This window comes from Streptomyces sp. NPDC037401, assembly GCF_055602345.1.
On sequence record NZ_JBVJWO010000039.1, the window covers coordinates 1 to 13467 of the forward strand.

The 13467-nt window shown below is 72.7% G+C and carries 15 protein-coding genes and 1 pseudogene; 9 read left to right on the plus strand and 7 right to left on the minus strand.

The genetic code is table 11. The annotated features are described in order from the left end of the window. Together ACZ7H1_RS31240 and ACZ7H1_RS31245 are read left to right on the plus strand one after the other, a co-directional pair. Positions 1 to 1262, plus strand: a pseudogene (locus ACZ7H1_RS31240) (hypothetical protein); the annotation flags it as partial. A gap of 9 nt (positions 1263 to 1271) precedes the next feature. Then, complete coding sequence (locus ACZ7H1_RS31245; protein ID WP_470791172.1) at positions 1272 to 1505, plus strand: hypothetical protein; 234 nt, start codon at positions 1272 to 1274, stop codon at positions 1503 to 1505. A 118-nt stretch (positions 1506 to 1623) separates the two neighbouring features. Here ACZ7H1_RS31245 and ACZ7H1_RS31250 read toward each other — a convergent pair whose 3' ends face one another. Both ACZ7H1_RS31250 and ACZ7H1_RS31255 read right to left on the minus strand, forming a co-directional pair. Beyond that, complete coding sequence (locus tag ACZ7H1_RS31250; RefSeq protein ID WP_470791174.1) at positions 1624 to 1968, minus strand: hypothetical protein; 345 nt, start codon at positions 1966 to 1968, stop codon at positions 1624 to 1626. Beyond that, a complete protein-coding gene (locus ACZ7H1_RS31255; protein ID WP_470791175.1) occupies positions 1961 to 2521 on the minus strand; it encodes an RNA polymerase sigma factor in 561 nt (186 codons plus the stop codon). The genes ACZ7H1_RS31250 and ACZ7H1_RS31255 overlap by 8 nt, the downstream gene beginning before the upstream one ends. Before the next feature lie 309 nt (positions 2522 to 2830). Here ACZ7H1_RS31255 and ACZ7H1_RS31260 point away from each other — a divergent pair, with 309 nt between their 5' ends. Then, positions 2831 to 3457 carry a TetR/AcrR family transcriptional regulator gene (locus ACZ7H1_RS31260; RefSeq protein ID WP_470791177.1) on the plus strand — a complete coding sequence of 209 codons (627 nt, stop codon included), beginning with the start codon at positions 2831 to 2833 and terminating at the stop codon, positions 3455 to 3457. Positions 3458 to 3475: 18 nt separating this feature from the next. Further along, complete coding sequence (locus tag ACZ7H1_RS31265) at positions 3476 to 4072, plus strand: DUF2867 domain-containing protein (RefSeq protein WP_470791178.1); 597 nt, start codon at positions 3476 to 3478, stop codon at positions 4070 to 4072. Here ACZ7H1_RS31265 and ACZ7H1_RS31270 read toward each other — a convergent pair. Continuing rightward, entirely contained in the window at positions 4059 to 4385 is a 327-nt protein-coding gene (locus ACZ7H1_RS31270) for a chromo domain-containing protein (RefSeq protein ID WP_470791179.1), read from the minus strand. The genes ACZ7H1_RS31265 and ACZ7H1_RS31270 overlap by 14 nt on opposite strands. A gap of 128 nt (positions 4386 to 4513) precedes the next feature. Here ACZ7H1_RS31270 and ACZ7H1_RS31275 point away from each other — a divergent pair, with 128 nt between their 5' ends. The 3 genes from ACZ7H1_RS31275 to ACZ7H1_RS31285 all read left to right on the plus strand — a co-directional run bounded on the left by ACZ7H1_RS31275 (position 4514) and on the right by ACZ7H1_RS31285 (position 8169). Beyond that, positions 4514 to 4921, plus strand: a complete 408-nt coding sequence (locus tag ACZ7H1_RS31275) for a DUF3224 domain-containing protein (RefSeq protein WP_470791181.1) — start codon at positions 4514 to 4516, stop codon at positions 4919 to 4921. A gap of 303 nt (positions 4922 to 5224) precedes the next feature. Further along, a complete protein-coding gene (locus ACZ7H1_RS31280) occupies positions 5225 to 6733 on the plus strand; it encodes a N,N-dimethylformamidase beta subunit family domain-containing protein (protein WP_470791183.1) in 1509 nt (502 codons plus the stop codon). 68 nt (positions 6734 to 6801) lie between these two features. After that, positions 6802 to 8169: an LCP family protein gene (locus ACZ7H1_RS31285; RefSeq protein WP_470791184.1), complete on the plus strand. Its 1368-nt coding sequence runs from the start codon at positions 6802 to 6804 to the stop codon at positions 8167 to 8169. Positions 8170 to 8297: 128 nt separating this feature from the next. On the opposite strand, the gene ACZ7H1_RS31290 is transcribed toward ACZ7H1_RS31285, so the two are convergent. The 3 genes from ACZ7H1_RS31290 to ACZ7H1_RS31300 form a co-directional block, all read right to left on the minus strand. Further along, on the minus strand, positions 8298 to 8522 hold the full coding sequence (locus ACZ7H1_RS31290; RefSeq protein ID WP_470791186.1) for a hypothetical protein: 225 nt from the start codon (positions 8520 to 8522) through the stop codon (positions 8298 to 8300). 127 nt (positions 8523 to 8649) lie between these two features. Further along, complete coding sequence (locus tag ACZ7H1_RS31295) at positions 8650 to 9162, minus strand: DUF5709 domain-containing protein (protein ID WP_470791188.1); 513 nt, start codon at positions 9160 to 9162, stop codon at positions 8650 to 8652. Positions 9163 to 9261: 99 nt separating this feature from the next. Then, positions 9262 to 10485, minus strand: a complete 1224-nt coding sequence (locus ACZ7H1_RS31300; protein WP_470791190.1) for a cytochrome P450 — start codon at positions 10483 to 10485, stop codon at positions 9262 to 9264. A gap of 224 nt (positions 10486 to 10709) precedes the next feature. On the opposite strand from ACZ7H1_RS31300, the gene ACZ7H1_RS31305 reads away from it, so the two are divergent. Next, the gene (locus ACZ7H1_RS31305) at positions 10710 to 11066 is read left to right on the plus strand and encodes a hypothetical protein (RefSeq protein ID WP_470791191.1); all 357 of its coding nucleotides are present in this window, start codon (positions 10710 to 10712) and stop codon (positions 11064 to 11066) included. Positions 11067 to 11163: 97 nt separating this feature from the next. Here the strand turns inward: ACZ7H1_RS31305 and ACZ7H1_RS31310 are convergent, their stop codons facing one another. Further along, on the minus strand, positions 11164 to 12759 hold the full coding sequence (locus ACZ7H1_RS31310) for an FAD-binding oxidoreductase (RefSeq protein ID WP_470791192.1): 1596 nt from the start codon (positions 12757 to 12759) through the stop codon (positions 11164 to 11166). A gap of 64 nt (positions 12760 to 12823) precedes the next feature. Here ACZ7H1_RS31310 and ACZ7H1_RS31315 point away from each other — a divergent pair, with 64 nt between their 5' ends. Next, a complete protein-coding gene (locus tag ACZ7H1_RS31315) occupies positions 12824 to 13456 on the plus strand; it encodes a TetR/AcrR family transcriptional regulator (protein ID WP_470791193.1) in 633 nt (210 codons plus the stop codon). Positions 13457 to 13467: the final 11 nt, after the last annotated feature.

Genomic DNA, 13467 nt, shown 5'->3' on the forward strand with positions numbered 1-13467 from the left:
GTGCTGCCGCGGCCCGCGCCAACCAGGCCGACGCCCAGGCGCAGGCCGACGCGAAGCTCGCCCGCCAGGCCGCCAACCAGGCCTTCGCGGACGCGGCCGCGGCCCGCAACGCCGCCAACCAGGCGGAAGCGGAGGCGTCCCGCGCCCGGGGCGCCGCGGCCGAGGCCGACAACCACGCCGTTGCCGCCAACAGCGCCGCCACCCTCGCCGAGAACGAGGCCAGCGTCGCCCGGGGCGCAGCCGCCCAGGCGGAGAAGGACGCCGCGGACGCCGGCAAGTTCGCGGATTCCGCGGAGGGCCACGCCAAGTCTGCGGAGAACGCGGCGAAGAACGCCAACACGTACGCGCGTGAGGCCGACGAGGCCGCGACCAAGGCCGAGGAGTGGCAGCGCGAGCAGGAGCGCAAGGCCCGCGAGGCGGCGGCGAAGCAGGCCGAGAAGGAGGGCAGCCCCCCGGAGCTGCAGGACCACGAGCTCCGGGCGCTGGAGGCCGCCGGTATTTCGAAGGAGGAATGGGAGGCCGCCCTTGAGATGGAGCAGAAGGGACTCGCCGACTTCCTCATCGAAAACGGCGGTCAGCTGATCGTCGACCTCCTTTTCGAGGACATCAAGAAGTGCTTCAGCGAAGGCAACTTCGAAAGCTGCTTCTGGGCCGTCGTCGGCGCCCTCCCCTGGGGCAAGGCGCTCAAGATCATCAAGGAAACCCCGAAGATCGTCAAGGCCCTCAGCCGTATCGTCGGTGGCCTTGGTGAGTTCCTCGACAAGTCCGCTGCCGCCAAGAAGCTGCGAAAGCGGGGCGAGGAAATCATCGACCAGGCCGCCGCGGCATGCGGGGTCTCCACGAAACCCAAGAGCAGCCCGCTGCGTGCGATGGCCAAGGCGCCTCTGCGGGCCCAGAGTGCGGAGCCGCCGAAGAAGTGGTGCGGCCGCGTCAGCGAGCACCCCGACGTGCAGCAGGCCCTGCAAGACGCCTACGACATGCTGGAGAAGAACAAGAACAATCCCGGAAACCTGGGTCGGCTCGGCAACGACAAGAACCACATCCAGCTTTGGCAGCGCAAGGACGGCAGCCTCGAGGAAAAGTTCAAGAAGCCCGACCACATCGCCAAGGTCAAGGAATACTTCACTCGCGACGAGCTCCTGGTCCTGAAGAAGTACTTCGACAAGGTCGACGAAGTGTCGACCAACAGGGAGGGCGGTACGCCGAGCCCGAGCGCACAGCAGCGTGCGGCGGCCATCCAGTACTACCTGGACAATTGGTAAGGTGATCGTGTGAAAATTACCCTCAGGAATGACGGCGGTGATCCGCTCAATGTGATGTTCGAGCCCGCCGCCATGGAGCACGACATCCCTCCGGGCGATTACATCGTCGTGGAATGGCCCACCCACGACGACGAAACCCAGCTCGGGAGCGTCGACTACACGGAGGCGGGCATCGTCCTGACCCCGCCGTGGGCCGAACCGCTGCGGGCATGGGATTCCCGGGGAAACGAGCTCGACGTCTGAGCGGCAACGGACCGTGACCGCCAAGTAGTCCACGACTTTGGTCGCTGACCTCCCGTCAGAGCAGAGTGGTCGGCACTCGCACGAGTGCCGACCGCTCCGTGGTTTTCGGTCGTTCCGCTCAGGTGCGGAGACGGCCGGTGTCGCCCGGGCCGACGACCGGGTGGCTGTAGACCGGGGCCCCGGCCTTCCGGTCGCCGGGCGGGGCGGCCCTCGTCAGTTCGCACCGGCCGTCGTCCGTGCAAGTTCTGCGCAGACGGCCGGCGGACAGCGTCTGGACGAGCCCGATGGTCCAGCACAGCGGGCAGCCGCGCAGGGCGAACAGGCCTGCTGGTGCCAGGAGGAGGCTGCCCGGCCCGAGGAGCGGGAGGAGCAGGACCGAGCCGGCCAGTGCGCCGAAGCCCACCGTCCCGCGCACGAGGTGCCGGGGCAGCGACCGGCTGGCGAAGCCGAGCGGATCACTCACCGTCGCCTCCCGGGGTGAGGCCGTCGGGGTCCTGCAATGCTTCGCGGACGGCCGAACGGGCGCGGTGCAGCCGGGATTTCATCGCCGCCGTGCTCAGGCCGAGCGCGCGGGCGACCATGGGGCCGCTGTAGCCCTGGACGTCCCGCATGATCAGCACGCGCCGCTGGTCGTCCGGCAGGGCCGCGATCGCCGCCGCCACACGCCCCGCCTCGAGCCGTAGCAGCACCTCGTCCTCGAACGACGGGGCGGCGCCCTCCGGCACCGGCCCTCCGCTGCGCAGCGTCAGCCGTGCCCGGCGCAGGCACTCGTTGCGCACGATCCGGAACATCCACGACGCCAGCGCCCCGGACGCACGCAGCATGCCGATCTTCCGGTAGAGGATGATCAGCGCTTCCTGTGCGGCGTCCTCGGCGTCCTGCGGTGAGGAGCACAACGAGCGGGCGAAGCGCTGCACATGAGGGTGCGAACCGGCCAGCACGGCGGCGGTCGCGTCCACATCGCCGCTTTGAGCAGCCACGATCAACTGCTCGCCCGGCCACCTGACCTCAGCCACGCGCACGCCCCCACCGACGCAGCACCACCACGGTGCACGTGCACAGCATGACGGCTCCGGCAATGACAAGTCCTACGACCACGACAACCTCCCGTGAGGAGCGGACACTCGCGTCCGCACACCTATGAGAGGCGCCACCCACCGTAAAGGATTCGGCCCCGCGTGATCCTTCTTCGGTTCCCGCCGGGCCGCTGCACCTCACAGTTACATACGTGCATGCATGTATGTATGCTCGGTCCGAGCGATCCGACCATTGCGGGGAGTGCGCATGAAGAACCAACTCGCTTCACAGGTAAGGCGGGTGGCGGGGTGACCGGCCCGGCTCCGCAGAGGCAGACCCAGGCCGACCGCCGCCTGCGCACCCGCGCCGCGCTGCTCGAGTCGGCCGCGCGCGGCCTGTCCCGCTACGGCTACGGCAAACTCGTCCTCGAACAGGTCGCCAAGGACGCCGGGTACACGCGCGGCGCGCTGTACCACCAGTTCAAGGACAAGCAGGAACTGACCCTTGCCGTGATCGAGTGGGCCATGGAGACCTGGGACGAGGAGGTCGGCCGGCTCGTCGAGCAGGAGGCGGATCCGGTCGCGGCGCTGCTCGCCCTGGCGCGCGGTCACGCCGTCTACTGCCGGCGCGACATCGCCCGCATGGCGATCGCGCTGCGGCTGGAGTTCTCCGGGCAGGACCACCCGGTGGGGCGCGAGATCGAGCAGGGCTACCAGGAGCTCGTCGCGCTGTGCACCGGTCTCGTGGAAGCGGGCCGCGCAGCCGGCTCGATCCCCGGGGGCCCGCCCGTCGGCACGGTCGCACTCGCCTTCGTCGGCGCGCTCGAGGGGACCGTGATCGCGCTGGCCGGTCACCTACGGCACGACGAGCTGCTCGCGGCCCGTACCGCCGCCGGCGTGCTCGGGATCGACCCCCTCGCCGCCACGCGTCACTGACCCCCGGAGGACCACGCCATGAAGCTCCCGCCCACCGCACACACGTCGCGTCCCTGGCGCATACACGCGATCGCGCACGACTTCCGGCTCGAGGACGTGTGGGCGCTGTCGACGCCCGGCGGCCCGGACGACTTCCCGCGCCTGGTGCACCAGTTCGTCGCGGGCGACGAGTCGGACAACCCCTCGCGTTTCGCGCGCATGCTCTTCGCGATCCGCTGGAAGCTCGGCGAGCTCTTCGGCTGGGACGACGTCGGCTCCGGTCCCGGCTCCGGGGTGCCGACCCTGCGCGAGCGGCTGCCCGCAGACCTGCGCGACGCGCCGTCCGGCCCCGAGTTCCGCGGAGTGCCGTTCACTTCGCTCTACTTGACCGACGACGAATGGGCGGCGGAGGCAGCCACCCGGATCGTGCGCGCGGTGCTGCACATGAGCTGGGTCCAGGACGGTACGGGCGGCTACCGCGGCCAGATGGCCGTGCTGGTGAAGCCCAGCGGTCTGATGGGGAAGGCCTACATGGCCGCGATCGCGCCGCTGCGGAACCTGGTGGTGCTGCCCGCGATGCTGCGCGGGATCGAACGGGACTGGCTGTCCGGCCCGACCGGTCCTAGCCGGCGGTGAAGAAGCCCTCCTCTACGTCGTCGAGGACGAAGCCGTTGTCGAGGCGGACGCGGGCCGTTACGCGCGGCCCCCGGGACTGGTGGTCGATCCACTCGGGCTCCAGGGAGCGGATCTGCTCTTCCAGCTGTCCCTTGCTCCCCGCGGGCATGTCACGGCCGAAGGCATCGAGCAGTGACGTGAGCCTCAGGTACTCGCGGACCCCCTCGCTCTGATCCCGGTGCTCGACCACCCGCTCGACGGTGCCCTCCGTGCCTGCGGCGAGCGACAGGGATCCGGCAAAAGCCACGGCGGGTGTCGGGGAGTCGTCCGTCATCGCAGCGGAATCCATCAGTCTGATATCGGTCGCCAGACGCACCCGCCGGCCTTCTTTCAACGTCATGGCCCCAGTTTCGCAGCCGGCACTGCCGGGGGTTGTCAGACCCCGTTGGTACGGTCGGGCGCATGAGAGCCACGGGCACTTTTGCCGTCAAAGCGTTCGTCCCGACCGATCTGACCCCCGAGCCGGCCGTGTCCACGGGACTGCCGGTCGGTGTCGCGACGATGGAGAAGCACTTCGAGGGGGAGATCGCGGGGCGGTCGGCCACCTTGTTCACGTCTGCGTTCGATCAGGCGACCGGTGTCGGCACCTATGTGGCGATGGAGTCCTTCGAAGGCTCGGTGAACGGCGCAGGGGGCTGCTTCAACTTCGTGCACTCGGCGACGACCACCGGCAGCGACCGCACCGCCGTGTTCTTCACCATCGTGCCCTCGAGCGGCACCCGCGAGCTGGCCGGGATCTCCGGTACCGGAGGGATAGCCGTCGATGCCGACGGGACGCATCGCGTCTGGTTCGACTACGACCTCGGCTGAACACCCGCCCCGCGCTGCGGCTGCCTGCCCGAGCAGATCGCCCACCGCTCCAGCGGCGCGCCCACGCGCCGTCGGCTGCCGGGATGCCGCGTGCCGTTCGGTTACACAGGGGGAACCGGGTTCCGCGGCGAAGCGGCTCCGTGCGGTGGAGGTGATGTGGTGGTGGATGCTCCTGGGGACGCCGGCGGGCACCGGCAGGGCGGCCCGGCGCGCAGGAAGGTCCTGGGGATGGGGCTGGCGTCCGCGGCGGCGCTCGCATCGTCCCAGCCGTGGGCTGCGTCTGCTGCCCCTGCCGCCTCTGCTGTGACCGCCACGTCCGCACCGGTGCAGGGAGGCGCGGCGCGCGGCGCGCCGCCGGACGGCTGCCCGCTCGACGTACGGGCCGAGAACGCGCTGCCCGGGGCCGCCGACTGGCGGATCACCCGGCCCGGGGCGGCGGGCGCCATCGAGGGCTTCGCGGACCGCGTCAGCGTGCGCTCCGGCGAGACCTTCGGGCTGCACGTGTCCACGACGTCCCCGTCCTACACCGTCTCCGCGTACCGGATGGGCTGGTACGGCGGGGCCCGGGCGCGGCTGGTGTGGCGTTCGGCCACACTGCCCGGCGAGCGGCAGGGAGCGGCGGTGACCGACCCGGGGACGCGGATGGTGCGTACCACGTGGCGGCGGACGGCCGCCGTGGACACCGCGGGCTGGCCGGAGGGCAGTTACCTGCTGAGACTCGACGCCCGCGGCGGGGCCGCACAGCGCTTCGTGCCGGTGACGGTACGGGGCCGGTCCGCGGAGGGCCGGATGGTGGTGGTGGCCTCGGTGGGAACCTGGCAGGCGTACAACCGGTGGGGCGGGGCCGACCTGTACAAGGGCACCACCGGCAAGAAGGCCTCGCGCTCCCTGACCGTGACCTTCGACCGGCCGTACAGCGGCGGGCACGGCGCCGGGCAGTTCTTCGTGTACGAGGCACCGCTGGTGGCGCTGGCCGAGCGGATGGGGCTGCCGCTGGCGTACGCCACCGGAGTGGACGTGGCCCGCGATCCCGGGCTGCTGTGCGGGGCGGTGGCCATGCTGTCCCTGGGCCACGACGAGTACTGGAGCCCCGAGCAGCGCACGCACGTCACGGCGGCGCGGGACGCGGGCACGAACCTTGCCGTGTTCGGCGCCAACTGCTGCTACCGGCGGATCCGTTACGAGCCCTCTCCGGTGGGGGAGGACCGGGTCGTGGTCTGCTACAAGGACGACTACGCCGCCGACCCCGGCTTCCGGCGGGGGAGTCCGCCGACGAACGACTTCCGCCGCAAGCCCGCGCCCGACCCCGAGAGTTCGCTGCTCGGAGTCATCTACGACGGCTACCCGGTGGACGCGCCGTACGTCGTGTCGCATCCCGGCCACTGGCTGCTGGCGGGCACCGGGGCGCAGCGCGGCGACTCCTTCGCGCACCTGGTGGGTGTCGAGTTCGACCGGGTGAACATCGCTCACCCGACCCCCCGGCCGGTCGAGATCCTCGCGCACTCGCCGGTGGTGTGCAAAGGCCGCGCGTCGTACGCGGACACGGCGTACCTGTCGCTGCCGGGCGGCGCGGGGGTGTTCGCAACGGGCACCATGCGCTGGGTCGAGGCCCTGGATGCGAAGGGCCCAACGGGCGGCAAGGGGAACCACGGGCTCGGGGCGGACGCGGCCCGCTTCACCCGCATCGTGACGGAGAACGTCCTGCGGGCGTTCGCGCAGGGGCCCGCCGGCCGGTCGCTGCCCGCGCAGGACAATCTGATCGCCCATTACGGGGAGGGTGCTGCGCCTCGCGGCGTCCCGTCCGGCGTGTAGGCAGCCGCGGCGATCCGGAACCACTACGGTCTGGGTTTGCCCGAATTCTCCCTATCTCTGGAGTTCTCTTGCGCCGTCTCGCCGTTGCCGTGACCCTGCTCGCCACCACGCTCGCGTCCGGCACCTGGCTGGCGGACGCGCACAGCGGTACGGACGACAAGCCACCGGGCGGCAGCGGCACGAACATCCTCGTGGTGGGCATCGACAGCCGTACGGGCCTGTCCGCGGCCGAGAAGCGGCGGCTCCACGTCGGCGGCAAGGGCTGCAACTGCACCGACGTGATGATGCTCCTGCACCTGTCCGAGAACGGGCGGCGGGCGAGCGTCGTCTCCATCCCGCGCGACTCCTACGTCGAGTACGCGAACGGCACCGGCCGGCGTGGCAAGATCAACGGCGCGTACGCGCTCGGCGGCGGCCCGCTGGCGGTCAAGACCGTCGAGAAGGTCACCGGCCTGCACATCGACCACTACCTGGAGACCGGCTTCACCGGCTTCGAGCAGGCCGTCGACAACCTCGGCGGCGCAACGGTCTGCACGGACAAGCCCCTCAAGGACGAGAACTCCGGCCTCGACATCACCGCCGGCGTCCACCACTCCAACGGGGACAAGACGCTGCGCTACGTCCGGGCGCGGCACATCAACCGGCCCGGAGACCTCGGCCGGGTCCGCCGCCAGCAGCGCGTCGTGGCGGACCTGCTGGCCCGCCTCGTCGCCGACGGCTCCCTCGCGGGCCCGGTGAGCACGGCCCGCACGGCCCGTGCGCTGCTGAAGTCCGTACGCACCGATGCCGGGACGGACGTGTTCGACCTGGTCCGCATCGGCCGGACGCTGGGCAAGCTCCGCGGGAACCAGACGGAGTTCGCCACCGTGCCGATCCAGGTCTTCGACCACCGGGTGCCCGGCGTCGGCTCCACCCTGCTGTGGCACGAATCCCGCTCGGCCGCGCTGTGGGCCGCGCTGGCCGCGGACCGGCCCATCACGGGCGACACCCGCATCCAGCCCGCCCCGGAGACACCGGCCCTGACCAACCCGGCGGGGATCGCGGTGCGCGTGGACGACGCGGCCGTCGCAGCGGCGCTGCGCAAGAACAAGTTCGTGGTCACCGACACCTCGGCGTCCGCGCCGGCCGTCCGTCCCCCGGGCCCGCCCGTCATCCGGTACCAGCCCGGCCGCGAGGAGAACGCGGCCACCCTGGCCGCCGCCCTGCCCGGCGCGCGCCTTCAGGCCGTTCCGGGCCACGGCGCGGCCTTCGTCGTCACCGTCGGCACCCGGCCCGTCCGGGTGAAGACCGTCACCTACGACCGCAACGTCGCCGAGGGCGCCCCCGTGTCCGGAGAGCGCCTCAGCTGCGCGGGTGCGGGTGCATCCGCGGGCGGGGCCGTCAAGCCCGCTCAGGCCGTCGCGCCCCCGGCCCCGGCTCCTGCCCCGGCACCGTAGGGCACAGCGCCGCGCCGGAGCCCCCGTGACGGGACTCCGGCGCGGGCGGCGGACCGAGTCGGGGCCCGGCCTGCCGCGCCCGGCCAGTCGGGCCCGCCAGTCGGGGCGCGGCCGGGTGTCGCCGGGCGTCAGTCGCGCACCGACCCGTCCCCGAAGACCGTGAGGTGCTCGAGGACATCCTCCAGGGGGTCGTCGATCTGTCCGGTGTTGACCAGGGCGACCACCGGGGCGTTGTGCGAGTCGCGGTGGTTCTCGTCCCCGTGTGCCGCCGAGGCCTGCAGGGCTCCCGCCGTCGCGACGACGGCGCCTGCGATCACCCAGCGACCGGCCCCCCGTGCAAAGCTGCCGTTCATCCTCGACTCCTCGTTCGCGCCTCCCCGAGCGGCGGAAGCCGCAGCGGGCTCCCCCTGCTATCGATCAATCGATCAAGAAGTCACGCAGCGTGACCCGCAATCACGGGTACGGGGTCGACACGGCGTTTCAGGCCTGCTCGTCGGCGTCCCGGTCGTCGGTCTGCTCGAGGTCGATGACGTGCATCGCCGCCTCCTCGGCGCTCGCCGCCCCGCCGTCGACGCCCACGTCGCGGGCCAGGACGTGCGGGCCCGGGGCGGACGTCAGGCGTCCGGCACGCCGGCTGCCCGCCTGCGGGTCCACCGGCTCACCGGCACCTCCGACGAGGTCTCCGATCCCGTCGCCGACCTGCGTGGCACCGGCCTGCCCGCCCCGCACCTCCAGGTAGCCCGCCTGCGGGTCCTCGCCCGGCAGCTCGCGGGCGAGCCGGCCGTCGAGGCTCTCGCCCCGCGCCTGCTCCCGGGCGGTGGTGCCGTGCTGCTCGCTCGCGTACGGCCGCTCGGGCGGCGAATAGCCCTGGTCCAGGACCTGGTCCGTGGTGGGTTCGCCCACGCCGTCGTCCATGTCCGGCTGGGCCTCGCCCGGCTCGTCCTCGGGCTGGGGCTGGTACACGTCGTCGCCTCGGGGCGCGGAGGTGTCCATGGCCGTTCCTCTCGCTGCCGGGTCCTTCGGGCCCGGGACTTCCGCCGACCGGTCTGATGGGCGCCTCCCCGGTCCCGGCCGATTCATGCGCCCGCGTGCTCAGCAGGTCACGTACAGCGTCTGCGGGGAGCGGTGGATCAACGTGGGGCGCATCTCCGGTGCGGGGCGGTCCGGGTCCAGACGCAGGTCCGGCAGCCGTCGGGTGAACAGGTCGAGCGTCAGGCGCAGCTGTTCGCGGGCCAGCTGTGAACCCGGGCAGCCGTGCGGTCCGTGGCCGAAGGCGAGGTGGCGGCGGTTCAGGGGGCGGCCGATGTCGAACCGGTCGGCGTCCTCGTACCGTTCCCCGTCCCGGTTGGCCGATGCGTACGCGACCAGTACCGCGGCCCCGGCGGGGAGTTCCGTGCCCGCCAGTGTCAGCGGCCGGGTGGTGATGCGGCGGAAGGCCTGGATGGCCGTGTCGTACCGCGCGGCCTCTTCGACGGCAGCTGGTACCAGCGCCGGGTCGGCGCAGAGCCTCTCCCACTGCTCCCGGTCGCGCAGCAGGTGCAGCAGAGTGGTGCCGATGAGCGCGGCGGTGGTGAGGAATCCGGCGATCAGCAGGTTCTGGAGGCTCGCGACCAGTTCGCGGCGCTGATCGGGGGTGAGCGCGCAGTCGCCGGGCGCGAGGGCGGCCACCATCGCCGAGCACAGGTCGTCGCGGGGCGCGGCCCGCCGGTCGACGGCGTACCTGTCCAGCAGCTGCTGGAGCGCGACGACCTCCGAGGCGGCGGCGACCTGCGCGTGCGGCGCCATGGGCCGGAACAGCAGCTCCTCGGCCCGGTAGCCGCCGTGTACCGCGACGGGCACGTCCGCGGCGTCCAGGCCGATCAGCCGGCCGACCACGAGACCGGGCAGCCGACGGGCGTACGCGTCCATCAGCTCCGCCGAACCGGCCGCCGCGATGCCGTCCACCAGCTCCTGCGCGCATGCGCGGGCGTACGGGACCAGGGCGGCGACGCGGGGCGTGGAAAGGCCGCTGTTCAGCACGGCCCGGTGCCGGCCGTGCTCCGCGCCGTCCGAGGTCACGACGGTCGGGCTCGGCCCGAAGCCCTGCGCCAGGACGCCGAGAGCCGCCTGCGAAGGCACGACGTCGGGCACCAGCGAATTGGCGGAGGAGAAGTCCTCGGGGTGCAGCAGCACTTCCCGTACGTCCCGGTCGCGGGCCACCAGCCACGCATCGCACTCGGGGACGTACGTCAAACCCCCGGCCCGGCGGGCGCGGGCGTAGAGCGGGTACGGGTCGGCGTACAGCTCATCGCGCCTGGCCTGGTCGTGCGACGGCACACGGACCTCCGAGTCGGGTCGGGGCCGGGTCCGGCAGCGCGCGAGCGCGGCCCCCCCGCCCGGGTGAACTCCGGCGTCGGCCATCATGCCCCGGCGCCGCCGTACCGGGAAGTGGGCCTCGAGCGCGTCGTCGGCGGACAAACCGGTTGCACCGGGCGCGGCGGTCGAGTCTCCTGGCCGTCGGATGTCAGGGCTCTGCCGGGCGCTCACGAAGGGCTGGTGCCGTGGGGACACGCACGCTGAAGTTCGGTCTGTACGCGGACGAGGAGGGGCTGGCCCGGGTCAGGGAGACCATCGGCCGCGAAGTGGCCTCCCGCAGCGCCCGCATCACGCACGACACCGTCATACGTGCCTACCCGCACAGCGGCCTGACGACCGCCGAGCTCTACGACATCCTCGCGGAGCAGTGGGCCGTCGAGCACCCCGGCCGGGGCAGCGGTGCACGGGAGGCGGTCGAGCTGCAGGTCCGCGTGACGTGTTCGCTGCGCACGTACCGGTCGGTGCGCAAGGCGGTGCTCGGCGCCCTGTGCCCGGAGGGCGAGGCGCCGCACGCCTGCCGAGTGCCGTGGTTCGCCAGGTGACCCCGTGACCCCGTGACCCCGTGACCCGGTGACCCGGTGACGGTGGCCCGGCGGGCGGACCGCGCCGTTCCGTCCGCCGCGCCCCCGCTCGCCCGGCTCAGTCGACGAGTACGCCCGGATTGAGGATCCCCCGCGGATCGAGGGCCCCCTTCGCCGCACGCAGCGCCAGGGCGAAGGGCCCGGGGCGCTGCAGGTCGTAGCCCGGACGGTGGTCCCGGCCCACGGCGTGGTGGTGGGTGATGGTGGCCCGGTGCCGGTGCAGGACCTCGGCGGCGACCGCCTTGAGGTCGTCCCAGAGGGCGACCTCGTCACCGGAACGGCCGGCGGCGAGGACGGTGAAGTAGGGCGCCGCGCCGTCCGGATACACGTGTGTCAGACGGCAGTTGACGGTCGCCGGATGTCCGGTGGCCTTGCGCGCCGCCTCCCCGACCTCGGTGCGCACCGCGTCGATCAGGCCGGGGACCCTGTCCCAGGTGGCTGCCGTCTCGAAGGTCTCGGCGACGGCGCCCATCCTTGCCAGACCGTCGCGCAGGTAGGGCATCCGCAGGAATGCCGAGCGCCAGGCGCCCACGGCCGCGTCGCCGGCCGGCGACGCGGCCGTGGCGCTGTACCGGCCGCCGTGCGAGCGGGCCAGGCCGACGGCCCGGTCGAGCAGGGCGGTCACCGGCTCGTCGGCGGACTCGAACCCCAGGACCAGCACGGCGCAGCCATCGTGCGCCGCGCCCGACAGCGCGGCCTCGCCGGCGTCCAGCAAGCGGCAGTTGGCGGGGGAGAGGTCCGACTGCGCGATGGCGCGCACCGCCCCGAGGGCGTCGTGGAAGTCGGCGAAGGCCACTGCGGCGGACGCCTTGTGGCGGGGGCGTTCCTGAAGGCGGACCCAGGCCTCCGTGATGACGCCGAGGGCGCCTTCGGAGCCCAGGAACAGCCGGTCGGGAGAGGGGCCCGCCCCGGATGCCGGCAGCCGCCAGGAGCTGCTCGTGCCGGCCGGGGTGACGACGCGCATCGACTGCACGAAGTCGTCGATGTGCGTGCGGCCGGTGGCGTAGTGGCCGCCGGCGCGGGTCGCGAGCCAGCCGCCCAGGGTGGAGAACTCGAAGCTCTGCGGGAAGTGCCGCAGGGTGAGGCCGTGGGGCCGCAGCTGGTCCTCCAGGGCCGGCCCGAGCGTGCCGGCCTGGATCCGCGCGGCCCGGCCCTCGGCATCGACCTCGAGGACGCGCCCCATCGCGGTCAGGTCGAGGGAGAGCACCGCCCGGTGGGCGTCGCCGCGGTACTCCACGCCCCCGGTGACCGACGAGCCCCCGCCGTACGGGACGACGGCTACCTGCCGGTCACCGGCCCACTCCAGCAGGTCGGCCACGCCCCGCTCGTCCGTCGGGCGGGCGACGAGATCGGGGATGCGGCCCGGTCGCCCGCGCAGGGCGCGTACGACGTCGCGGTACGCCTTTCCCATGGCGTGGGCGGCGCGGTCGGCGGGATCCGCGGTCACGAGGCGGGCGAGGCTCTGCGGAGCTTCGACGGCCGGGCTCCCGATGCCCAGGTCGCGGACGCGGGGCACGGGGAGGGGGCGGGCGAGGGTGCCGGGCAGCAGGGCGCCCATCGCGGTGCACTCCGCGTCGCCGGGATGCGCGTCCGTCCAGCCCCAGCCCCACCAGGAGCGGGTGCGGGACGTCGGCTGTGCGGTGGTGCCGGCCATGGATGCGCTCCAGAGGTCGAGGTAATTTACCTAGCGGTAAATTACCTACTGATAATATCCGCTCATGGCAACCCCTCCTTCGAAAGCCGGCACCAAGGGCGTCCCCCGGCACCACCGTCGGCAGCAGATGCTGGACGCCGCCACGGAGGAGTTCGGCACCCGCGGCTATGCGGCCGCGTCGCTCCCCGCCATCGCCGCCCGTGTCGGCGTCACCAAGACGCTGCTGCACCAGTACTTCGGGACCAAGGAAGACCTGTACGTCGCCTGCCTCGTCCCCGTCGGGGACCGGCTCCTGGGCGCGATCCGCACGGCGATGGGCCCGGACGGGACCACGCCGCACACGCCGCTGCGCGTACTCGACAGCGTCTTCACCGCGCTGGAGGGGCAGCGAGAGGCGTGGTTCGTGCTGTACGACACCTCCCTCCCGCCCGGCGGCGAGGCCGCGCAGCGGGCGGCGGAGTACTGGTCGGCCATCGACCGGCTCGCCGCGGGCGGCACCGCCGAACTGCTGCGCGCGGCCGGATCCGCCGACCCGCTGGACGCCGATGCGCTCAAGTACGTCTGGCGGGACCTGGTCGCCACCCTGGTCCGCTGGTGGGTCAAGCACCCGGAGCAGACCCCGGCGGCCATGACGGAGCGCTGCGCCCGGCTCTTCGCGGCCGCCGCCACCCTCGCCCCGGACGGCCGCGCCGGCTGACGTCGCGCCCC

Excerpts from the sequence above, each read along its gene's own strand:
- ACZ7H1_RS31270 (WP_470791179.1), bottom strand. The coding sequence starts at position 4,385 with ATGACGGACGACTCCCCGACACCCGCCGTGGCTTTTGCCGGATCCCTG.
- ACZ7H1_RS31310 (WP_470791192.1), bottom strand. The coding sequence starts at position 12,759 with ATGGCCGGCACCACCGCACAGCCGACGTCCCGCACCCGCTCCTGGTGG.
- ACZ7H1_RS31315 (WP_470791193.1), top strand. The coding sequence starts at position 12,824 with ATGGCAACCCCTCCTTCGAAAGCCGGCACCAAGGGCGTCCCCCGGCAC.
- ACZ7H1_RS31275 (WP_470791181.1), top strand. The coding sequence starts at position 4,514 with ATGAGAGCCACGGGCACTTTTGCCGTCAAAGCGTTCGTCCCGACCGAT.
- ACZ7H1_RS31265 (WP_470791178.1), top strand. The coding sequence starts at position 3,476 with ATGAAGCTCCCGCCCACCGCACACACGTCGCGTCCCTGGCGCATACAC.
- ACZ7H1_RS31290 (WP_470791186.1), bottom strand. The coding sequence starts at position 8,522 with ATGAACGGCAGCTTTGCACGGGGGGCCGGTCGCTGGGTGATCGCAGGC.
- ACZ7H1_RS31295 (WP_470791188.1), bottom strand. The coding sequence starts at position 9,162 with ATGGACACCTCCGCGCCCCGAGGCGACGACGTGTACCAGCCCCAGCCC.